The following is a 21,287-nucleotide window of genomic DNA, read 5'->3' on the forward strand; positions in this document are numbered from 1 at the left end:
CCAACCACCTTCACATTAATGTCGACCGGGCCCCATATTCGTTCGCTAACGCAAGAAAATTCCGGATAAGTACCTTTCCGTACTCAGAAAGGATGGATTCCGGGTGAAACTGAACGCCAACGGTACAAAACTCCTTATGGCGGACTGCCATAATCGTACCATCCTCCGCATAAGCCTGAACCTCCAAACATTCCGGCAGAGTATCCTCGCGTATGCATAATGAGTGGTAGCGAACTACCAGAAACTGTTCCGGTGTGGAAGCAAAAATCCCCCGGTTATCATTGGTGATGAGGGAACGTTTTCCATGTACCACATGGGAAGCTAAGTCTATAGTAGCTCCCATCATGTATCCAATGGCTTGGTGGCCTAAACAAATTCCAAATATAGGAATGACTCCATTGAACCGCTGAATGATCTCCAGACTCATCCGGGAATCTTCCGGACGGCCCGGCCCTGGAGAAATGATAATGCAGTCCGGCTTCATTTGGTACACATCATTCAAAGTGATTTGATCATTTCGGAATACACGGATGTCCCGGGTCAGCTCACCAATGTATTGGTACAGGTTATACGTGAATGAATCATAATTATCGATTAACAAGACCAAATTGACTCACCTCGATTGCAGAGCTTTTTTTAAAGCGGCACCTTTATCAAGCGTTTCTTGGTACTCATTCTCTGGAACTGAATCCCATATAATTCCCCCGCCAACTTGATAATAAGCCTGTTGGCCCTTTACAAGAATGGTCCGAATCACAATGTTAATATCCATATCTCCATCAAACCCGAGGTATCCGATGGAACCTGTATACAGCTGCCGGCAGGTTGGTTCCAGCTCGTCAATGATTTCCATCGACCGGATTTTGGGTGCTCCCGTTATGGAGCCCCCCGGAAAGGTCGCCATTATACAATCTACCGCATCGAGTCCTTCCTCAAGTTCCCCAGTAACCGTCGAAACCAGGTGAAATACACTTGCGTATTCTTCCACGACGAATAATTCGGGTACTTCCACGGTTCCAAACTTACATACACGGCCGATATCATTCCGCATCAAATCTACGATCATCAAATTCTCCGCTTGATCTTTGGTGCTTTGTGCAAGTGCATTCCGGTTCGCTTCATCTTCCTCTGGCGTCTGCCCTCTAGGTATAGTTCCTTTAATCGGCCTCGTTTCAATCTCGCCATTCCGCAGCTGAATAAACCGCTCTGGAGAGCTGCTGACCACTTGGACATCCTCAAATTCAAGATAAGATGCAAACGGTGCCGGGTTCATGCTGCGCAGCTTCTCATACAAGTGGAGCGGATGCTGGTCCAGTAGGGTACTGAATCGCTGAGTCATATTCATTTGATAAATGTCGCCGATCCGAATATATTCCCTTGCCCTCTCAATCGCTTCACAATACCCCTCGAAGGTGAAGTTGGAAGTTAAATCGACCAGATTCTGCTGATATGGTTCGTTTAGAACCGTATAGTCCGGCAGCATGCCTTTCTCAATGGTATCTTTAAGCAAGTTGGCCTTTTGCTTCGCGGCATCAGGGCTGCTTCCGACCAATCCTGCCGACACTGCATGTACCTGGTTCTTCAGATGATCAATAACGACTATGCCATCATACAAACCAACTATCATATCCGGAAGATTTAGGTCATCAATGGCGGTTACCGCCATTTTCTCAAGATGATGAACAAGATCATAGGCAAAGTAGCCTACGGCTCCCCCCACAAACGGAAGCTCCGTATCATTCCGGATTTTGAAACGCGCCAAGAGTTCCTTCAAGACCTCGAACGGGTTGCCCGCTACTTCGCGTTTCTCCCCGAGTTCCGTGATCTCAATCTGCCGGCCTTTGGACTTCAATATGATGAAAGGATCGGCCCCGATAAAAGAATATCTTCCCAATCGCTCAGGATCTTTTCCGCTATCGAGAAAAAAACTGTACTTCCCCGAAAAAAAAAGCTTGTAAATCTCAAATGAGGAAAGGGAGGTCTTAACCTCCACTACATGCAATAAACTCATTGTAATTGCCTGCCCCTTTCTCCGCTCCATTTAACCAGAATGCATTGAACTCCTGTATACAAAAGCGGAACGAACATCGTGATCCAAAATACGGTTAGAAAACCTTTGATAAAATTCCCGAGCGGAGACAATGAATAGAGGGGCTGCACGAGCCGGTCCAACTGGATGAACAATATGTATCCGACAATGAACAAGCCCGCTTTTGCCCATAGTCTTTTCGGAATCTCAAACCGCAGCACTTTTAGATCCAAATAATAGGATGCCAATATACATATAACAGAGCCGGCACCCGAATAGTACCAAGAGTCCGCTGCAATGCTCATTCCCAGAAAAAGAACGGCAGCGGCAGACAATAATCGTAGCTCCAGCCATTTGCCCGCGAACGATCCAAATACCCATTCTGACAACACAACCCAACCAGCACCGGCAAGAATTGCCCCGATCACATCTGTTGGTGTATGGGCGCCAACATAAAGCCGGGATATGGAGACCACCAAGACCAATAAGAACCCTCCCAAATAGACCCACCGGGACTTGAAGTGAAGCATAAGGGAGGTGACGTAAGATGACGTATTTTGTACATGCCCGCTTGGAAACGAAAATCCGCCAATCGGTACCTCATTAAGAGTGCGAATACCCATTTGTCCAAAATGCCGCGGGACTTGAAACGTATTTTTCAGGACTGAATTCCAGATATCGTTCGAAAAAAAAGCAAAACCCATTCTGTATCCGAATTCTTTATTGACGCACCAAAGGCATAAGGCAAAAAGAATCATGAAAAAATGTCCCTCGCCTAACCAGGTTACCTGGATAAAAAATGAATCCCAAAAGGGAGATGCGAAAGACTGGATAAACTTAATCAGTTCCATACCCCGTCCTCCTTTCTTGCTTAATATTTTGCGGAAGCCGCATCCGATTCTTTTCTCGCCTCAACCTTCAATAAATACTGGTAGATCGGCTCCAGCATCCGGAACCCTTCTGCCAAATCGTCTGCAATCGCCGGGGAAAAGAGCCGTTCCACTTGGCTGCTATTATGTACCAAATAAATGTTTTTGCGGTCGTACCACTGTCTTAGCGTATCCGGCAGGCTGGGAGCAAGCGTTCTCTTATACATCTCCCCTTCAACTGCAAAGATCTCCTGTCTGTTAAGAAAATCGAAGGCTCTATCGAACCTTGCCAAATCCTCATCCATCATCTTCCTGAACGTGTCCATGGATTCTCTTGTCGCACTATAGTAGCCCATCCCGTACCGGAATGACTCCGGCGAGATCTCAAAAAAGAATGCAGGGGCACCCGTCCATTCGGATTTTGGCCTCTTGAAGGTCAGCCACATAGCGGAGCGGTAAAGAGACTTGTCCTTGGAAAACCTGGTGTCTCTGTTCAGTCGGGATAGGGTTTTATTTACCGAAGGTGCAATCTCAAATAACGGGTCTATCTCAAGGACGATATGGCTAAGGTCACTCACCAACCCTTGGAACGGTTTGATCAGGTATTGCTTGTATAGAGGCTTGTTCTTCTCGTACCATTCCCTGCTATTGTTCAATCGGACTTGAACCAGGAAATCCAAAGCCTCCTGACTGAAACCTTCAAATAATTGAGTGGTCATGGAAACCTCCTTGTATAAAACCTAATTTCGGGCTGCTATGAAAACAATAATGTTTCAGCTTGCCGTTCCATCCAAAACTTAGCCCCGTCCACACCTAATTGGCTCAGTATTGCATAAGCAAATCGTTCCAGTCCAAATGCGATGCATCCCGTATGAACATTGGCTCCGCTTGATGAGTTGATATTAAACGCCTCTGTAAAATAGGTGCCGTGATAGTTAAACGAACCCACGGACAGTTCTTTGTTATTGTAGGGCAAGAGAAGATTCAACTCATACTTGAGCTTCAGCTTTTGCTGCAGCATAGCCTTTGGACTGTATTTGGTTGTGAAAAACGGGTCATTGGCGGATTTGATATTTGCCTCAAGACCCAGCTGGTCAATAAAATTGATAGCCAGTCTGATACATTCCTCCCTGGCTTTGATAACATGTTCATAAGATCCGACCAGTACAATTTCCCTCATAGTAAAATCAAGCAGTCTTTCGACTTTTGTCATATTGATTGATTCATACCGTTTGCATTTTCCGACGGATGTCACGACCAGCATTTCATCCAAATCTATAGTTTGATTCTCATATTGCTTGTAAACATGCGGGCAAATGGCCAATTTATTCATTAATTGCGGTTTGTCAATATAAGTGTTGTCGTAACAGTCACAACCCGCGGACACCTTCTCTGAAAAAGACTGAATCAAATCCAGATCCTCTCTTAGATGAGAGGCAAACATTAAGTGGTTAGGGAACTGTTCGATATAATGGTATTGATTTAAGGTTTCAATGCCGATCAAATCCGGATATACGTATTCTACTGCTCCGAAACGTTTCCCCCAGTTTACAAACATTTGATCCAGCAATTTGAACAGCTCCAAAAATTCTCTTCCGAAACCAATCAGGCCGCTCTCGTAAGGAACAATCCACTTCTGATCCACAAGAGCTTGATAAATATCATAGTCCGGAAACGTATTTTGGGATTGCTTCTCGTACAAGATATCGGAAGTAATTCCTGTATAGCTGTCATCCAATTCGTCTACCAGCCGTTTTAGAGCCGCTTCTATCTCTTCAAACTTATCGCCTTCAATATGTACATGCAAAGAAGCGCCTTCCTCTGATATATTCACAATATCCTTAGAAATATAAGCAAGCTTGTAACGCAGCATTTTGACATAATTCTCATCATTATTCTGTAGCCGCAACTCAATCACCCGCATTGTACTACCGCCCTTCCCGTATGATTATTGGACTTCAATCAAATACTTGCCCTGAACTTTACCTGTATCCGATTTGGGAATCTGGTCCAAAATAAAGATTCTCTTAGGTACCTCCACAGGTAGAAGACATAATTTGCAGTATTCTCTTAGTTCTTCTTCCCGTACTGAACCAGGATTGACGAGCTCAATAAAGGCATGAACCTGTTCATGGAATCCGGGAGAGGGTTTGCCCATCACAACCGCTTCGGCGACAGCAGGATGCGACTTCAAAGCATCCTCAACCTTCTCCGGGCTGACCTTCACGCCTCCCACTTGTATGACATGTCGGAGTCTTCCCGATACCTGAACGCAACCATCCTCCCGGATGGCACCTAAATCTCCAGTACGGTAGGGTATAGAGACCGGTGGAGAGTCAAAGTACCGGTCCATTAAACATTTACCTGTTACCGATAGTTGATTTCCTTCGATAATTTGGAACCGCCTGTTGGGCAAAGGCCATCCGACACTGGACGAGTTTTCCTCCGGCGGCATCTCCGGATAGATACATAGGGTTCCGGCTTCCGTACATCCATAATTATTGCTTATCAAAATCCCAAGATTTGCGTAGGCTTTCTCCCTTAGGTCACCGGTAAGCGGACCACCTGCCGAAAAGGCGCGAATGGGTACAGGCACATCTTCACCCGGAGAGGTGGAGATAAACTCATACTGAAAAGGCAATCCGTAAACGACAACCGGTTGGAGCTGAACCCATCTTTTACGGCATGCGGATGGAAAAAAGTCGCTGACGGTATACACTTTCGAGCCTCTGAGCAAAGGCCAGATAAACCCTCCGCAGAACCCGTAGGAATGATGAAAGGGCGCCATGTTAAAAAAAGTGCCTCCCTCCGGCAATTCCACTGCTTCTTCAAGAGCATGAATTTCATCTGCAATCGCATCCCAGCTCCGGATAACTAGACGGCTCCTGCCGGTTGTCCCGGAAGTAAACTGGCCAAGCCATTCGCCATCAGGACAAATAGGCTGGAGCCGGCCTTTTTTTGTCCATACATAGAAATGACCGGCCCGCCTCATATCCCAATCCTCAACTACCAGATCCTTCACCCTGTCTTGGTCGGATATGAGTATGGAGCACGGGCTACTCAACAAAGCTGACTGCAATTCATGCATGGGCCATTTACTTCCAAATAGGATTTGGGGGCGCTCTGCTTTCATCGCGGTTAATAAGACTGCAAGAAAATGCGGCCCAGATGAACTTGAAATTCCAACGGCACCGTAGGGGGATTCCTGAATACACCCCTCCACATCCCCTGCAAGAGCTGCGATTTCATTTCCCTGGAACCACTTTTCCGAGCTGGAGGCCAATAGTTCATCCTGGCGGTCGAGCAGCTTTAAAAGATCCGTTATGATCGGTAACATCTCTTATCTCCTTTAGATACTGGCAGTCTCGGCGTCCAACCAAATTTCCTCCAACAGGTTAATACCTTGGATCAACTCCGGAGGTAACGTGTAGGGATAGGCTGACAATGCGTCCTGCAGTTGATCCATATTGCGAAAACCGGATAGAGCACATGAAACAAGGTCCTGCGCCAGCACCCACCCCATTGCCGCTTGAACATAAGGGACTTCATAGGCATCACATAATTGAAAATACTCCTTCAACGCTTTTACCTTGTCTGGATTGTCCGTAATTCTTTTGATCCATTTGTTGCGGGAAGGAATTTTTCCGCGTGCACCTTCAGCCGATTCTCCCTTGTATTTGCCGCTGAGCAACCCTTGCGCCAGTGGGGAGTAAGCGACTAATCCGATGCCTTCCTCTCGGCAAACCTGTATCTCCTCCCGGGATGGACGTTGAATCGTATTGTATAGAACCTGGTTGGCCACAACTTGCAAGTTGGCTTGTTTGGCCAACCGGGTAAATTCCTTAATCTGGTCAGCGGGCCACATGCTGATCCCGGCGTATAAGATTTTGCCCTGATTCTTCAGAGTGGCAAGGGCATCAACGGTTTCGTATAAGGGAGTATCCGGGTCAAATCGGTGGCAATAATAAATATCAATGTAATCTGTCTGAAGCCGCGTCAAGCTCTTGTGGCAACTTTCCGTGATATGCTTGCGGGAGAGTCCTGCATCATTCGGCCACTTTCCCACCCGGGCATGTACTTTAGTTGAAAGAACGTAAGCAGATCTCGTATAGCCTTTTAGCGTATTGCCAAGGAGAGTTTCAGACCAACCAGGCAATGCACCGTACATGTCAGCCGTATCAAAATGGCAAATACCCCGCTCCAGAGCTGCGGCAACCATCGGCAGATTATCCTCATAGGTGGAGAAATTCAGCCAAGTTCCCAGACCCAGAACCGAAATCTTAAGTCCTGAATCTCCTAGCCGCCGGCTGTCAATCGCTTCGGACATTTGTTTTTCGTATATTAATTTTCTTTCCATAGCAAGTGCCCCTCAATGTACAGGAAGTCCAAAGGGGAAGAAAAGAATGATCGCACCGCTTCTTCTGGCCGGCATACTACCGGTTCTCCTCCGATGTTAAATGAAGTATTGACAACTGCGGGAAAACCTAAATTGTCCCTGACATTGGTCAACAAATACGCATACGGGTCATCTGGCCGGTTTACGACGGTTTGCACTCTGGTTGTTCCATCAACGTGAGTAACAGCCGGAAGATTATCCTTATCGCCTACGACCGGCAAAGTAAAAAGCATATAAGGCAGCTTCAGGGCTTCCCCGAATACCGGTTCTGCATATTCCTGAAGCATACTGGGACCGTAAGGTCTCCAAGTCTCCCTTTTCTTGACTTCAATATTCAGACGATCCTTGTGGGAGCCTATTGCCGGGTTGGCAATAATACTGCGGTGCCCCAATGCCCGGGGACCGATTTCAATCCCGCCGGAGAACCAGGCACCAATTTTGCCTTCCCCGATCAGTCTGGCTGCGCGTTCAATACTATTCACCGATGTGTAACGAACACCCAGCTTTTTCAACAAGCTTCCAACTTGATCCGGAGTGAATTTCGGACCAAGACCCAAATCATCCATAGGCTTCAAAGAGCGTCCGGTTTCCTGAAACCATAGCTCCGCAGCAGCCCCTATTGAACCCCCGGTATCATTGGCCGGTCCGGGGACAAATATATCGCTGTAAAGTTTTTGACGCAATATTTTACCATTTGTTGTACAGTTCAATGCCACGCCACCGGCAAGACATAAATATTCCTCGCCGGTCCACTCCTTGGCCAGCTTAGCCAAATGTATAATGGCATGATCCAGGGTTAATTGAACACTGGCAGCGAAATTTTTAATCCGCTCGTCAAAAGGAGTGTTCTCCATGGCATAGCAGGATGGAATATCGTAATGGTAGATACGTTTATTCGCAGGACCAAAATCCTTCATAAATTGCTGGACCCAATACTGGGTCACATGCTCATGCGTTGGCAAGGATGGAACATCCATTTCAATTCCGTCATCTGTCAAACGGATGTAAGGCAATAGTTCACCCTCGCCATAAGGAGCCAGCCCCATCAATTTACCTGCTTCCAGCTTTGAGAAGCCCACATACTGGGTAGCCCCTTCATAGAAATGTCCCAGTGACCAATTATTTTTCCAGGAACGGAGCAATTTGATTTGGCCGTCCGCTTGGCCGTGGTAAATGGAAGTTCCAACATCTTCACCGGTCCCATCAATGACCATAATAGCCGCCGACGGAAAGCCGGAAAATCGGAACGTAGAAGCTGCATGGGACAGATGATGGTTCACATCGATAATTTGATCGGAACGGGGAGATGAACCAAACAGTTCCGTTGGAAAAAGTGCGCGGGGACTGACATTATACTTGGAAAGAGATTGATCCTGAATTGCGTTGCGTTCCCATGGATACGCAATCCGATCGATATCCGATAACTGGAGTCCCCGGCTTTCCAAACACCATTTAGCCGCTTGGACCGGAAACTTGTTCCATGCTCTTTTGCTTCGGATCAATCGTTCTTCTTCAACCGCGCACACCAATTCGCCATCCTCGATCAAGCAAGCTGAACCATCATGATATGGAGCAGAAACACCTAGAATTCTCAATACCGCCACCACCATTATTCGGAATGTATACATTACTCTTCAATAACTTGAATTGTTAATTATCCGGGAGCCCGAAGTGAATTTTTGTTGGCAAAAGGCCTGGACTGGATGAGCCACAACTTCCCGTTATTATCCTCAGCCCATTCAACCTCTTGGTCTCCGCCAAAAATAGTCCTCACCCGATCTGCGACAGCGGCCAGTTGAATAATGAACGCTTCATCAAATATCTCCGAATCCAGTTCAATCCGACTTTTCTCCCGATAATAAATCCCCTTGCCGTCTACAGTAGGGAGACAAACCGTCATTTGGCCGCCTTTTCTAACCGTATAATTCCTTCCCTCCTGCAACGAAGCAGTTAAAAAATCAGGATTCGTCATTCCGGAGACAATATCAACCGCAAGCCCCCAGGCACCTTCCGCAATAAATTGGTCGGAACCCGGTCTGCCCGTTATTAATACACCTGCTCGGCGGGGCGTAATAAGCTCTTGAATAATGATGTTCATCTGCAGGCAGTCATTTTCCAATCGTTGCATGTATTTCCTAGCTGTTTCTGAATGGAGTGCCCTGTTACATTCCTCGACAGCGGAGATTATTTCCTCCATCCCACGAACACCCAGCACACTTTCGAAAATGCCTGCAGCGCTTGCGTAAGATAAATCCTCCGCATTGGAGCTGGATCTTACTGCAAATACCGTATGATCCAAATCAAAATGCTTGTGAAGTTCTTCACTTAAATAAACCTGCAGATCACTCCGGTGCGCCTCCATACATTCATGTGGAATAACCATTAAATCCGGGACTGCCAGCCCCTCTCTGCCGGCCACTCCCAACCTCCATGCTTTTGCCCCGATGGATTGCAAAGAGCAATCAGCCGCCTGATCTAGCGGAATCAATATTGGCATTCTTCTGTTCTCCTTATTCAAGTGACATTAGACACCAAGCTGAATCAAAAAAGCCACTTCCCTAGGAGATAAACATTTGGAGCGCAATTCGTTAGGCTGACCTTGCCTGATCCGGTCATATACACTTTGCGGCGGTTCGGCAGAAAGCCCTCTTCTTAGCCGCAAAGGCGCCTTTCGAAACCAAAAAATATCAGCATATTTCTCCGTTTTTTGCTGCCAGCTCCAAGAATCAACCAAATTGCTGACTGTTCTCGTCCTGGAAATAACGTCATCAACCAGGCTGATGATCCGTTCCGGATCTGTAACCACTGCATCATCAACGGTAACATTCCAAGAAATTAAGGACTCATTCAACTTCCCGGAATGATAGAGATGGTCATAACAATCCACTCGGATATCAGCGCTCACAGCGTATTCACAAATTGTCACCACTTTTTTGGTCGGAATTAAGTAATGCCCGGGCCATAGTTGATCAGGGCTAAGGTTATGAAACTCACGAATAAGCATCAGCGTACCTTTATCCGTCTTATAAGGACCATGCACGGATTTAACGGCGTCATGCCCGCGGAACAAAATTGCTTCTGTATACATAAACAGGGCGGCTTGCAGTTTGTGGATCAGGTTGGAGTGACCGGATGAGAACATTTCTTGATGTGGGAGAATGGCTTGTTTAAGCAGGTTGCGGCCGTCTCTGTTAAAAAGATCGCCCGATTTCAAGATCTCGGCAGAACGAAGCATCTGGGTGATAAATCTCCTCTGGAGATCGAGGGGGGTCCGTATTCTGCGAAGTCCAAAAATGACAACATCGATTAAACGGAATAAACGTCCCGGGTAGACAAAAATCTGGCTCATAAGCTCAGGACCAAGCTCGTCCGTCCAAAGAGCCTCCACATCTTCGAGAAACTCTTGTGCAAAGGTATCTGTGAACAGATGCATGATTGATGAAATTCGCAAAGGCCAATCCTCGTAGTCGTTATAACCCCATGCAACTTTAAGCGATTCTTTGTAGCCCGCCAGCAACTCGTGGTTATCCAAGAACCAACACCTCTCCTTGATCCGCATGAACTTCAACCAAGCTTCCATCCTTTATTATTTGGGTAGCGAGTCCTACTTGTGTCAGGCAGGGAATTCCAATCTCACCTGCTACGATACAGATATGTGCCATAACCGCGCCCGATTCGCAAACAAGCGCGCCTGCATCCAACAGCATCAATGAATACTTGGGATTACTGTGCGGAATAACCAAAACTTCACCCTTTTCAAACGGGCGGGGGTTGTCCGGCCCGGCAACATAAGCCTTTCCTTTATAAACCCCAGGATTGATAACAATCCCCTGTAATTTCTGTGTTTGCTCCACTTTGGGTTACCTCGCCTTTATTTTATTCAGGACATATTCACAAAGCCGATCATAGTTATCAAATAGATCAGGGCACAGATCATCATCAAATACCGCTATGTTAAAACGCTTCTCGACTGCAACAACAAGCTCAATTAACTGTACGGAATCCAGTCCGATGTCCCGCAGCAAAGATGTGTCCCCTGATAATTCTTCCTCCAGCTGAATAGAGGACATTCCTTCCGACAATACAAGGTTCAATTCTTTTCTCACATCCACTAACTCCATGATTAACTTCATTCCTTTCGGCTGATATGGGCAAGCATATCGTTATGTAATTCCATTGGATAAAACAGACGGGCAACATCATCCGCAAAATCGTAATACTCTGGGTCAATACTTAAGTGTTCATTATCCAAGTGAGCAAACCCCTCGCTGGTCAGCCGCCTAACCTCATCCGGAAATACTTGGGTTAGATCCAACCCAAAGTTATCCACAAATTGAGACCGGCTTACTTTCAAGTTTTTGAGGCTCATCACAACATGGCGAGTGATTTGGTCTTTTTGGCTTAACTTATATGATCTGGAAATCGGCAACTTGCCCCCTGCCACCACTTCTTGGTACTCTTTCATGTCAGAGGTATTCTGGTACATGTTCCCTTGAAAATAAGAATGAGAGGATAACCCAATTCCCACCATATCCCCTCCGTATTGGACATTCTGGCGATGCCGGTCGATATATTTGTGATCAGTGGCGAAAGTCGCATTATTGCACATAAAATAACCGTTTGATTCCAGGAAATTTCTGGCCCCGCGGAAATGCTTCGCTTCCGTTTCGTGGCTGATTAGAATCTCTGGATTTCTCCGAACCGCGCTGAACAGCTTTGTATTAAAGAATACTTCCATCTTATATATAGTGATATTCTCCGGGTTGCATTCTTTTAATAATTCAAGTGAGTATTTCCAAGTGTCATCCGTCTCATGGAGCATGCCAGACATCAGATCACAATTGACCCAATCAAATCCGGCATTGCGTATCCGATCATAGGTTTTGTAGAACGTTTCGGTTTTATGGTTACGCCCGTTTGCAGTAAGAATCGTATCGTTCATACTCTGGACACCTAGACTAATCCGGTGCACACCCAATTGCTTCAATGTATTCAATTTCTCTTGTGTCGCTTCCGCTCCGGGTCTCACTTCAACATTAAACTGAAAGTCTTGCGTTTTGGGGAACACTCTCTCAAGGGCTTCCACAATCTGAACGAATTGCTCGGCTGAAAGCATGGTAGGTGTACCCCCGCCGAAATACAAGGTTTGCATGCTGCAGGTTTGAATTTCAGGCCGTTCCGCCAGCAGTTCTATTTCCTTCAGCAGATGCTCTACATACTTGGAGATGGGGTCTTTGCCTTTGTATTCTTCCACACGGTAGTAGCAGTAATGGCAACGTTTAGGGCAGAAAGGCAGATGTACATAGACATTCACAGGACGCCTTTCCCATATCGAAGCAACATGTTTTGTTTGCATGACGCTGTATGGCGGATAATTCGTAACAAAGGTTTCTCTCTTAAGCGAAAGTTCCATAAATCAGATCATCTCCCCCAATGTAATAAATCCGGCTACTCCTTGAAAACCCGCAATGACTAGAAAGTGATATGCTTCTCAATCCAATTGTTATAGCTTGTGCGAATGAATTCTGTCATTTCGCCTTGTTCAGGCCACTCCTTGGAATCCCACTGCCTAACCGGAATGACACCGTGGAGGCTATTAGTCAGAAAAATCTCATCTGCTTCAAAGCATTCAAGATGGGGTATATTTCTTAGTGAAACGCAAACCCCCTCTTTTTGGGCTAATTCCATAACTGATTTTCTGGCTACACCGGGAAGACCGCCCCATTCAAGTGATGGCGTTACGATTTCATTTCCGTAAACCATAAAGATATTGGTGCTTGTCCCTTCAGCGACATGTCCAAGAGAGTCCAGCATGATGGATTCTTGCGCCTGCTCGGCATGCGCTTCCGTTTTGGCCAAAACCTTATCCAGTGCACTCATGCTTTTTACCCTGCTTAAGGGAGGCCTGGCTACTCTCCAAGATGAACTCACAATCTTCCACCCCGATCCACCGATGGAATTCCATTCCCGTGCTTGGATAACCACCATAGGGTTACAGACCTCAGGAATATCGAATCCTCTTGGCCCGGATCCCCGGGACACAGATAAACGGATATAACCGTCATGGACGTTATTCGAACGCGCTACCATTTGCATGAGCAACAAGAAATCATCATTCGTCCATTCCAGTTTAATCCCCAGGATTTGAAGACCTTGCCGCATACGCTCCATATGGGACGTAAAGCAAATAATCCCACCTTTCCATCTGATTGTCTCAAACAGTCCATCACCATAGAGAAATCCCCTATCGTCAATATTCACCACGGCCTCACTCTCAGCGATAAGCCCATATTGGCAACCAGGGTTGCTTCCCATCCACACCAAATGATTCTTCAAGAATCCACCTTCCGCACCTTCATAATGGATGCCTTCATGCTTCCCCACTTTAAACACACCGGGTATATAACCCCTCCTGAGTTTATTAGAAGCTATGTCATTCTCTCGCAATCACACCTTAACTTTCTTTCGCCTTAATTATGTATGAAAAACATAAATGATGGAGAATAATCCCTCATTTTGGATATTCATAGTATAGTAAGTAATAGAAATATATACAATATTCTGCTAACATATGTCACAAATATTCCATATATTACACACCTTGTATTATTAGTCCACTAACTCTACTAGTTACCAATTAAGAAAAATTAAAAAGATTTAACTTTAAAATAGATTCAGTTTATTTGACCAAAAAGAAGGTTCGGGCGGAGCGGATTACAGCACCAGCCGGGCTACACCGGCCGACCGGGTAGCAGTAAAGCCTAATAAACAGGGCGATCCCCATCCTCTCATTGAGAGGATGGGGATCGCCCTGTCTTTATATCACTTAACGGGAAAGCACGACTGCTCTTCCTTACTTCTGCAGCTCCAGATCCTTCTGTTTCAGCAGATCTGTGTATTCCGATTTATACTGCTCCAGCTTAAGTTTCAATTCAGCATTATTGGCATCTGTCTTCAGCAGGCTGCTGGTGACCAGAATGTTATCGACAACAGTATCAATTTTTTCGTCAATTTGTTTGATTTTATTTTTGGTGACCGCCGGCAAAGGGTCCGGTGTTGAGGTCGGCCGCGGTCCCAGGACGGCATTGGTATTTTTATCATTGGCCAATGCGCCCGCTCCGCTATCTTTCTCATCCAGGTTAATATTCTTGCCGGATATCGAAACCTTATAGCCAGCCAGTTCTCCGATGGCGCGCACCGGGGCGTAGCTTTTCCCATCAATGATTATGGCCGGATCTACCAGCTTCTTGCCGTACACGTTGACTGTATATTCCGCTTGGATTTTCTTTCCTACCAGACTAGAGGTAGCCCCAAGCGCCTGCGCACTAACCATCAGTATTGCCCCGGCAAGAAATCCGGCAGCAATCTTTTTCATAAGAAATTCACTCCCCGTTAAATAATGTACTCCTATCTTAGCATTTTACAGCTCCTGATAGAAATGGTTGGCCGACAATTTTCGCATTCTGCTGCGGCCGCAAAGAAAAAAGGCGTATTTCCACAAGGAAAATACACCTTAGAAGCGGTTGATTCTACGTTTTATGATTTACTGTACATATTCTGATCCTGCAGCCGGATCAGCACCTTACCGAAACGCCCGCCCTGCTGAACCGTTACCTTCTTCTCCTGATACGTGCTGCGTATATAATCCGTAACAATATTCCGGGAAACTTCGTGGGCAGGCAGATGATGCGTCTTCAACAGTTGCAAGACCTCTTCAATTGCCGCCTCTACGGAAAGTCCGGTGCTTTTCATTTCTCGTGTCACAATGGACTCATAGGCATACCCTTTCAAGTAAAGAAGATGGTTCAAATACGCCATATCTGAGGAATCCGGGTGCATCTCCCTCCCGGTCAGCAGCGGCATTACCTCATTAATAAGACTATGCTGTCTGCTCCCAGCTGAAGTACTGATATAACAATATTGACGGGCACAGCTCAGCACTCTCTCCACGCTATCCCAGTCAATGATCACCGGACACATGGAGACGAATACCAGATCAAACCCTTTCTCCCAGCCCATTGCAGCTATGTCAAGGTCCTCGAATGCTTCCCGCACTAAGGTGATCTTTTCTTTTCCGGGGCTGACACGGGCTGTATTGGCCTCAAATAAATCAGCCAGCGGTACGTTGGGCTCAACAGCGGTAACCTTGGCCCCGCGCTCGGCAAAAGGTACGCTGAAGCCCCCTGAAGCCGCACCGATATCCAGCACGGAGAGTCCAGCAAAATCCACTCCCTGCCCTTCCATCCAGCCGATAATCCGCTCGCTTCTGCGTCTTCCGCCTTCACTGAATACCTCTTCATCAAACACCTTGGCCTTATGATCGAACCCATGCGTGGGATCAATGCCAGCACGCTTCATCTGGTTGGCCGTGGATGAGGGGTCCTCCTTCCACGCCTGCTCCCACAATTGAATATCAAATAAATCTTTTGCCATCTTTGCTCATCCCTTTCTTGAATATCATTTAGCCCGCATTTAATAGACTTAACAGACTTATTATATCTATAATTTAATTGCAAAATAACGGCGGTTATAAAGCCACCGTTATCTGTGCAGCAAGCTCGGAGATTTTTTTATTCCGCAAATAATCTTCCATCCGCCGTTCGGCTTCCACCATTTCCTGCTGAATCAGACACTCGCTGGGATGATTTAGCGTGCAATCAAACAACGAGGCGGTGCCTTCAATGGCATGAATGATGTCGAGAAATGAAATGTCTTCCTTCTTGCGCTTGAGCCGATAACCGCCATTCGCACCCGATGCCGACTCGATCAGTCCAGCTTTCACCAGCTTGGTCAATATCTTGGACAGATACGTAGGGGAAACCTCCTGCCGCTCTGCCAACTGCTGTACGCCTACCGGCTTGTCAGACGCAGCCGCCACCAGAAAGAGCATCGTATGCAGCGCATAATTTGTTGCCTTTGAATATTTCATCTTCCACCTCAATCAAAGACTTTATTAGTCTATAATAGCCTTTATTTAAGCGAATTGCAAGCTGCTGTCACTGTTATGTAGCATATTTGCGAAGTATTCCAGATTATAACATGCTGAGATTATTAATGAGAATACTAATAGGTTTCTTATTTGTGTTTGTAAAAACTTCGGCTATGCCAAATCAGGCGCAGCCTTCCAGCCTCCCCTTTGCGTGATCCCGCAAAATTCATGCGGCTTGTCCGCGCCCGCTGCCCGCTTCTACGGATTTCAGGCTGATGCAATTATGATAGGATGAGGGCTCAACCTGATTAAAGAAGCACATTTATGAGAGAAGCCGACAAAGGACAGCTTCCAGGATAACCGCTCCGGCACAACTGCTGTATTACCGCTGGCAGGATGAAACAGCCTCCATCCGCTGTCATATACTTTCCCGCTGAAGTAACCCACCCAGACCCCTTCCGGCAGCCAAGCCTTGAATTCGGCAACGCCTGTCTGCTTGTCTACCGGTTGTGTGACCGGACAGGCTATCAGCTCCGTGCCAAAAGTGCTATTCCTTCACGGCGCCGATCATAACCCCTTGATTAAAGTACTTCTGCACAAACGGATACACACACATAATTGGAACGGTGGCAACGATGATCACGGAATAGCGCATCATATTAGCCAAACGCAGCGCGATTTGGGCAGCTTCGCCTGTCCCCATGCCCGACTGCATCTGATTGGTGATCAGAATGTTGCGGAGAATCAGCTGCAGCGGATGCAGGTTCGGATTTTTCAAATAAATCAGCGCATTAAAATAAGAATTCCAGTAGCCCACAGCAATCCATAATCCCAGCACCGCAATGATAGCTTTGGAGAGCGGCAGTACCACTTGGGCAAAGTAACGCAGGTTCCCGCAGCCGTCGATCTGCGCTGCTTCCCACAAATCTCCGGGAATGCTGGTCTGAAAAAAGGTACGCGCAACGATAATGTTATAAACGCCTACTGAAAAAGGCAGCACCATGACCAGGAAGGTATCGTACATATGAAAATCGCGGATCGTCAGAAAGGTCGGAATCAGACCGCCGTTAAAAAACATCGTAAAGATGAAGAAGAGCGACAGAAACTTTCGTCCGGCAAGATCCTTCCGGGACAGTGCATAAGCCGCCGAGATATTGACCACAAGCCCAATGGCTGTGCCCGCCACCGTGTAGAGGACTGTATTCCGGTACCCGATCCAAATGTTTTCATGCCGCAGCAGCTCTTTGTAACCATCAAAGGTGAACCCTTTGGGGAACAGCCACACCTGTCCGCCCGCCACCGCAGAAGGATCACTGAACGAAGCTATAATGATAAAATACAGCGGGTACATCAGGATGATCAGAAAGACCACCGCAATGGCATACATTACATATTCCATAACCGTGTCCGAGGAACGGTTGTTTTTTATTTTTCCCATGTTCTCTTCCACTACAGGTTCCAAGACTCCCATGTCTAAGTTCCTCCTTTCTACCACAAGCTGTTTTCGCTGAGTTTTTTGGATATCTGATTGACGATAATGAGCAAGATAAAGTTAATGACCGTGTTGAACAGGTTGACCGCCGAGGAAAAGCTGTATTGGCTGCTGAGCAGACCAATTTTATAGACATACGTTGAAAGAATTTCGCTTGAAGTGGCATTCAGATCGTTCTGCATGAGATAGACCTTTTCAAAGCCAACCCCCAACAGCCCTCCGACGCGCAGGATCAGCAGTGTAACCGCTGTCGGCATCAGCATCGGAATATCAATATAGCGGACTTTATGCCAGCGGCTTGCACCGTCTACAGTAGCGGCCTCGTACAGACTGGGGTCCACTGCAGACAGAGCGGCGATAAAGATAATACTGTCCCAGCCCACATGCTGCCACACATCCGACCAGACATAGACACTGCTGAACAGGCTGGAGGAGCCCATCAGATCAGGGGCTTCTTTGCCAAACAAACTGTACAGATTACCGACAAGCCCGGTGCTTGGGGACAGCAGTATCATCATCAGCCCAACCATAACAACAGTTGAAATAAAATGCGGCATATAGGACACGGTCTGGAAAAAACGTCTAAACCGGTTTGGCCGCATCTGATTGACCATCAGTGCCAGCAGAATCGGGATTGGAAACGTAAGCAGGCTGTACAAGCTGATGATCAATGTATTCTTAATCGTCGATGAAAACTGATAGGAATTAAAAAACTTCTCGAAATACTTGAATCCCGCCCATGGACTGTCACTTATACCCATCGCCGGACTATAATCCTTAAAAGCAATGAGCACCCCATACATCGGTTTGTAGGCGAATAATAATGTAAGCACCACAGCGGGAAGCAGTAACAGGTACAGTCCCCAATTTCGTTTCATTTGTCCGAATGCCCATGCCGGACTGGCTTGACCGGATTTCATGAAATCCCCCCTAAAATTTTGTAAGCATCCGCTTCCTGATTCTGTTTATCTGTTTAATTGCTTTCAGTATATCGCCTCTGCTTTTGCGCCTACCGGACATATAAGGCGCGTTAACCGGACTTTTAGAGTTCGTTTCTGCGGCAAAATGCCGAACAGTTCCGTGACGAACGGGAAGCCATAGGGTATTCGGACTTTCCCTGCTGTTTTCCGGACTTTCACTATTCCAGCAAAAAAACGTCCGGCACAGGGTAGTGTGCCGGACGTTCCACGGGATCGTTGAGTGTTGCTTATTGTTCAAGCTCCAGTATGACAGGCGCGGCAATATCCACGCCTAAATCCCGGATGCGTTCCAGATCCTTTTCTACTGCCTTGAACGTTCCCTCTTCACTGTGATTGCGTACATAAATCGAATAGACAACCTGATTCCGCTCACTCCTTCATTCCGATATGAACAGTACATACGGATAGCTATTCGACTTGAGAAACTGAATGACGGCGTCCTCTTTGCGGGAAGAGAGCACAATCACACCGTCGGCCCGCCCTCCCTTGAGGAGACGGGAGACAACCTCCAGCTCCTCCTGCTCATTTGCTCCTGAAGCAATGAGGATATCGAAGCCCAGACGGCTGGCCTGTGCAACAATCCCGCTCATGCATTCCATGGAGAACAGGTAGGAGAACAGCTTCTCGGCCGGCCTCGGCAGCAGAACACAGATACTGTTGGTACTCCTTAAGACCAGGTTCTGTGCGATGATATTCGGGGTATAGCCCAGCTCCTCCATGATCTCCTTGACCTTGCGGGAGGTCTCCTCCTTAACATTCGGATGGCCCGACAATACCCGGGAGACCGTGGAGGGAGAAACTCCGGCTCTACGGGCCACTTTCTTAAGTGTAACTGTCATAACTGCCTCCTTGCAGATAGTGGACTTCATATCCCTTGTTTGCTGAGCCATGAATATAATGCGCCCCGCGCTAGTGAGCTGCGCAGGGCGGATTCGTGGAGTCAAAAAGAGTTATTTTACGCTCATATAACGTTCGTAAGCTTCAGTACGGATCTTGATCAGCTTCTCAAGTCCCATGTCATTCAGCTTCTTCACATATGCATCCCAGCCATCATCAATTCCGCCCTTGCTGATAAATTGGGCCCGCATGGTGTTCACATAGGTATCAATATCGGTGGTCAAGGTAGGCAGCTCCTGGAATTCTTCCGCAGTGTACATTACGTTAGGGAAAGGCGTTGTTACGTATTCGCTGCCCAGCTTATCGAGCTGCAGCTTCAAGCCGTCGCCGCTTTCGCTGCTCAGCATGATGTTCTTTTCAAAAGACGGGCTTACATATTTCGGCCCGAAATCACGCAGCGATTGATCCCAGTACCAGGCATCCGCGCTGGTTCCGGCTGGCGGGTCCATGAGCGTATAGGTACCATCATCGTTCTTCTGGATAACAGTGCCGATAGCTCCCCAGAAATTCTGAATGCTTGCTTCATTGGTGTAGAACTGATCGGCCCAGCGGGCAGCGATTTCCGGTGTTTTGCAGGAAGAGGTGATCAGCAGCTCGTTGCGGGCCAGATTCATCCCGATTGGATTGCCGATCGTATAACGTTTGCCATCCGGTCCGGCAATCGGCGGAATGGTTTCATACTGATCTCCCCATTTGCCAAATACGGCATCGGGAGTCCATTGGTACGAGAAGCCTACAACCGGAGCATCCGGGCTCTGGAATTTGGCCGATCTCATGGTGTCGTCTTGTGTAAACAGCTCTTTATCCAGCAAGCCTTCGTTGTAGAGTTTATTTTCCCACTTGAGGCCTTCCTTGAACGCTTCCGAAGTAGGGTAATATATTGCTTTCCCGTCCTTAACCAGCATGTTGTTGGTATTCAGATCGGTGATCCCGAAAGGACTGATGAGGTCATTGCTCACTTCAATATAAGGAATTTCATCCGCCTTGCCATTTCCGTTCGGATCCTGCTCTTTGAATGCTTTCAATACATTGTATAAATCATCAAGGGTATCCGGCACTTCGAGACCCAGTTTGTCGAGCCAGGTTTTGTTGATTACAGGCTGGCGCGAGCTCTTTGGACGCGAGGGCAGTCTTGTGGCCAGAGAGTAGATTTTCCCGTCGGGGAAAGTGCTGATTTTCTTCATATCCGGCGTTTCTTCCATTGCCGCTTTCAGATTAGGCATATACTGATCAATATAATCATCCAGCGGACGGAAGTAGCTTAAGTTGTTGACGATGTCGGAATCGGAGAAGGTCTGATCCCCCAGTACCACATCCGGAAGTGTGCCGCTTGCTAACATAATGGACTTTTGCTCGGCCCAGTCGTTGGATGACATCACCTGCCAGTCAATCTTCACATTGGTGTTCTTCTCCAAATCCTTAAGCCACTGGTTCTGGGTAAAAGTATCGCCCATACTGCCCCAGCGGACAGTCAGAATCTTCAGGGTCACCGGCTCGCTTACAATCGGCAGCCCCTCTTTATTGAACCCGCCCGTTTCGGTCGCCGCGGTATTGTTCTCCTTGTTGTTGCCGCCACAGCCGGCAAGTCCCATGACCATTACGGCTGCCAGAAGACCGGTCATCCATTTCTTTACCGATGATTTCTTGCTCTGTTCACCCATTCCATAATCCCCCATTTCGATATATGCCTCCTCT

The 21,287-nt window shown here is 47.1% G+C and carries 21 protein-coding genes and 1 pseudogene; all 22 read right to left on the bottom strand.

What is annotated here, in order from left to right:
• Positions 1 to 10: 10 nt before the first annotated feature.
• The gene (locus MHI45_RS08260) at positions 11 to 607 is read right to left on the bottom strand and encodes an anthranilate synthase component II (protein ID WP_076113380.1); all 597 of its coding nucleotides are present in this window, start codon (positions 605 to 607) and stop codon (positions 11 to 13) included.
• A 6-nt stretch (positions 608 to 613) separates the two neighbouring features.
• Entirely contained in the window at positions 614 to 2,011 is a 1,398-nt protein-coding gene (gene pabB, locus MHI45_RS08265) for an aminodeoxychorismate synthase component I (protein WP_341118958.1), read from the bottom strand.
• Positions 2,008 to 2,880 carry a phosphatase PAP2 family protein gene (locus MHI45_RS08270; RefSeq protein ID WP_076113382.1) on the bottom strand — a complete coding sequence of 291 codons (873 nt, stop codon included), beginning with the start codon at positions 2,878 to 2,880 and terminating at the stop codon, positions 2,008 to 2,010. Before MHI45_RS08270 ends, pabB begins: the two co-directional genes overlap by 4 nt.
• A 20-nt stretch (positions 2,881 to 2,900) precedes the next feature.
• The gene (locus tag MHI45_RS08275; RefSeq protein ID WP_340897183.1) at positions 2,901 to 3,617 is read right to left on the bottom strand and encodes a DUF2461 domain-containing protein; all 717 of its coding nucleotides are present in this window, start codon (positions 3,615 to 3,617) and stop codon (positions 2,901 to 2,903) included.
• 35 nt (positions 3,618 to 3,652) lie between these two features.
• The gene (locus tag MHI45_RS08280; RefSeq protein ID WP_341118959.1) at positions 3,653 to 4,822 is read right to left on the bottom strand and encodes an aminoacyl--tRNA ligase-related protein; all 1,170 of its coding nucleotides are present in this window, start codon (positions 4,820 to 4,822) and stop codon (positions 3,653 to 3,655) included.
• Between the two features lie 24 nt (positions 4,823 to 4,846).
• Complete coding sequence (locus MHI45_RS08285) at positions 4,847 to 6,235, bottom strand: class I adenylate-forming enzyme family protein (protein WP_076113385.1); 1,389 nt, start codon at positions 6,233 to 6,235, stop codon at positions 4,847 to 4,849.
• A 12-nt stretch (positions 6,236 to 6,247) separates the two neighbouring features.
• Positions 6,248 to 7,255 carry an aldo/keto reductase family protein gene (locus MHI45_RS08290; protein WP_083675860.1) on the bottom strand — a complete coding sequence of 336 codons (1,008 nt, stop codon included), beginning with the start codon at positions 7,253 to 7,255 and terminating at the stop codon, positions 6,248 to 6,250.
• Positions 7,240 to 8,889 (bottom strand): carbamoyltransferase family protein, encoded by a 1,650-nt coding sequence (locus tag MHI45_RS08295; RefSeq protein WP_076113386.1) that lies wholly within the window; start codon positions 8,887 to 8,889, stop codon positions 7,240 to 7,242. Before MHI45_RS08295 ends, MHI45_RS08290 begins: the two co-directional genes overlap by 16 nt.
• A 59-nt stretch (positions 8,890 to 8,948) precedes the next feature.
• Positions 8,949 to 9,791 carry a PEP/pyruvate-binding domain-containing protein gene (locus MHI45_RS08300; protein WP_076113387.1) on the bottom strand — a complete coding sequence of 281 codons (843 nt, stop codon included), beginning with the start codon at positions 9,789 to 9,791 and terminating at the stop codon, positions 8,949 to 8,951.
• 27 nt (positions 9,792 to 9,818) lie between these two features.
• Positions 9,819 to 10,826, bottom strand: coding sequence for a hypothetical protein (locus MHI45_RS08305; protein WP_076113388.1), 1,008 nt, complete (start codon positions 10,824 to 10,826; stop codon positions 9,819 to 9,821).
• On the bottom strand, positions 10,819 to 11,148 hold the full coding sequence (locus MHI45_RS08310; RefSeq protein WP_076113389.1) for a PEP-utilizing enzyme: 330 nt from the start codon (positions 11,146 to 11,148) through the stop codon (positions 10,819 to 10,821). Before MHI45_RS08310 ends, MHI45_RS08305 begins: the two co-directional genes overlap by 8 nt.
• A gap of 6 nt (positions 11,149 to 11,154) precedes the next feature.
• Positions 11,155 to 11,400 (bottom strand): acyl carrier protein, encoded by a 246-nt coding sequence (locus tag MHI45_RS08315; RefSeq protein WP_179091841.1) that lies wholly within the window; start codon positions 11,398 to 11,400, stop codon positions 11,155 to 11,157.
• Between the two features lie 23 nt (positions 11,401 to 11,423).
• Positions 11,424 to 12,707: a coproporphyrinogen-III oxidase family protein gene (locus tag MHI45_RS08320; RefSeq protein ID WP_076113391.1), complete on the bottom strand. Its 1,284-nt coding sequence runs from the start codon at positions 12,705 to 12,707 to the stop codon at positions 11,424 to 11,426.
• A gap of 59 nt (positions 12,708 to 12,766) precedes the next feature.
• Complete coding sequence (gene pabC / locus MHI45_RS08325) at positions 12,767 to 13,630, bottom strand: aminodeoxychorismate lyase (protein WP_340897178.1); 864 nt, start codon at positions 13,628 to 13,630, stop codon at positions 12,767 to 12,769.
• A gap of 517 nt (positions 13,631 to 14,147) precedes the next feature.
• Positions 14,148 to 14,669: a hypothetical protein gene (locus MHI45_RS08330; protein ID WP_076113393.1), complete on the bottom strand. Its 522-nt coding sequence runs from the start codon at positions 14,667 to 14,669 to the stop codon at positions 14,148 to 14,150.
• A gap of 161 nt (positions 14,670 to 14,830) precedes the next feature.
• On the bottom strand, positions 14,831 to 15,727 hold the full coding sequence (locus tag MHI45_RS08335; RefSeq protein WP_076113394.1) for a class I SAM-dependent methyltransferase: 897 nt from the start codon (positions 15,725 to 15,727) through the stop codon (positions 14,831 to 14,833).
• A gap of 94 nt (positions 15,728 to 15,821) precedes the next feature.
• Complete coding sequence (locus MHI45_RS08340; RefSeq protein ID WP_076113395.1) at positions 15,822 to 16,223, bottom strand: Rrf2 family transcriptional regulator; 402 nt, start codon at positions 16,221 to 16,223, stop codon at positions 15,822 to 15,824.
• A gap of 267 nt (positions 16,224 to 16,490) precedes the next feature.
• Positions 16,491 to 16,757, bottom strand: a pseudogene (locus tag MHI45_RS35105) (hypothetical protein); the annotation flags it as partial.
• A 13-nt stretch (positions 16,758 to 16,770) separates the two neighbouring features.
• Positions 16,771 to 17,694 carry a carbohydrate ABC transporter permease gene (locus MHI45_RS08345; protein WP_083675863.1) on the bottom strand — a complete coding sequence of 308 codons (924 nt, stop codon included), beginning with the start codon at positions 17,692 to 17,694 and terminating at the stop codon, positions 16,771 to 16,773.
• 17 nt (positions 17,695 to 17,711) lie between these two features.
• Complete coding sequence (locus MHI45_RS08350) at positions 17,712 to 18,635, bottom strand: ABC transporter permease (protein ID WP_083675864.1); 924 nt, start codon at positions 18,633 to 18,635, stop codon at positions 17,712 to 17,714.
• Positions 18,636 to 19,072: 437 nt separating this feature from the next.
• Positions 19,073 to 19,534, bottom strand: coding sequence for a LacI family DNA-binding transcriptional regulator (locus MHI45_RS08355; RefSeq protein ID WP_052092232.1), 462 nt, complete (start codon positions 19,532 to 19,534; stop codon positions 19,073 to 19,075).
• Between the two features lie 111 nt (positions 19,535 to 19,645).
• Positions 19,646 to 21,253 (bottom strand): extracellular solute-binding protein, encoded by a 1,608-nt coding sequence (locus MHI45_RS08360; RefSeq protein ID WP_076113415.1) that lies wholly within the window; start codon positions 21,251 to 21,253, stop codon positions 19,646 to 19,648.
• Positions 21,254 to 21,287: the final 34 nt, after the last annotated feature.

Origin of the sequence: Paenibacillus sp. FSL H3-0321 (assembly GCF_038002865.1) — a bacterium.
GTDB lineage: Bacteria > Bacillota > Bacilli > Paenibacillales > Paenibacillaceae > Paenibacillus_AQ.

Bases quoted from the DNA above. Each gene is read 5' to 3' on its own strand.
- pabB (WP_341118958.1), bottom strand. From the start codon at position 2,011: ATGAGTTTATTGCATGTAGTGGAGGTTAAGACCTCCCTTTCCTCATTT.
- MHI45_RS08270 (WP_076113382.1), bottom strand. From the start codon at position 2,880: ATGGAACTGATTAAGTTTATCCAGTCTTTCGCATCTCCCTTTTGGGAT.
- MHI45_RS08275 (WP_340897183.1), bottom strand. From the start codon at position 3,617: ATGACCACTCAATTATTTGAAGGTTTCAGTCAGGAGGCTTTGGATTTC.
- MHI45_RS08280 (WP_341118959.1), bottom strand. From the start codon at position 4,822: ATGCGGGTGATTGAGTTGCGGCTACAGAATAATGATGAGAATTATGTC.
- MHI45_RS08285 (WP_076113385.1), bottom strand. From the start codon at position 6,235: ATGTTACCGATCATAACGGATCTTTTAAAGCTGCTCGACCGCCAGGAT.
- MHI45_RS08290 (WP_083675860.1), bottom strand. From the start codon at position 7,255: ATGGAAAGAAAATTAATATACGAAAAACAAATGTCCGAAGCGATTGAC.
- MHI45_RS08300 (WP_076113387.1), bottom strand. From the start codon at position 9,791: ATGCCAATATTGATTCCGCTAGATCAGGCGGCTGATTGCTCTTTGCAA.
- MHI45_RS08320 (WP_076113391.1), bottom strand. From the start codon at position 12,707: ATGGAACTTTCGCTTAAGAGAGAAACCTTTGTTACGAATTATCCGCCA.
- MHI45_RS08330 (WP_076113393.1), bottom strand. From the start codon at position 14,669: ATGAAAAAGATTGCTGCCGGATTTCTTGCCGGGGCAATACTGATGGTT.
- MHI45_RS08335 (WP_076113394.1), bottom strand. From the start codon at position 15,727: ATGGCAAAAGATTTATTTGATATTCAATTGTGGGAGCAGGCGTGGAAG.
- MHI45_RS08340 (WP_076113395.1), bottom strand. From the start codon at position 16,223: ATGAAATATTCAAAGGCAACAAATTATGCGCTGCATACGATGCTCTTT.
- MHI45_RS08345 (WP_083675863.1), bottom strand. From the start codon at position 17,694: ATGGGAGTCTTGGAACCTGTAGTGGAAGAGAACATGGGAAAAATAAAA.
- MHI45_RS08350 (WP_083675864.1), bottom strand. From the start codon at position 18,635: ATGAAATCCGGTCAAGCCAGTCCGGCATGGGCATTCGGACAAATGAAA.
- MHI45_RS08355 (WP_052092232.1), bottom strand. From the start codon at position 19,534: ATGACAGTTACACTTAAGAAAGTGGCCCGTAGAGCCGGAGTTTCTCCC.
- MHI45_RS08360 (WP_076113415.1), bottom strand. From the start codon at position 21,253: ATGGGTGAACAGAGCAAGAAATCATCGGTAAAGAAATGGATGACCGGT.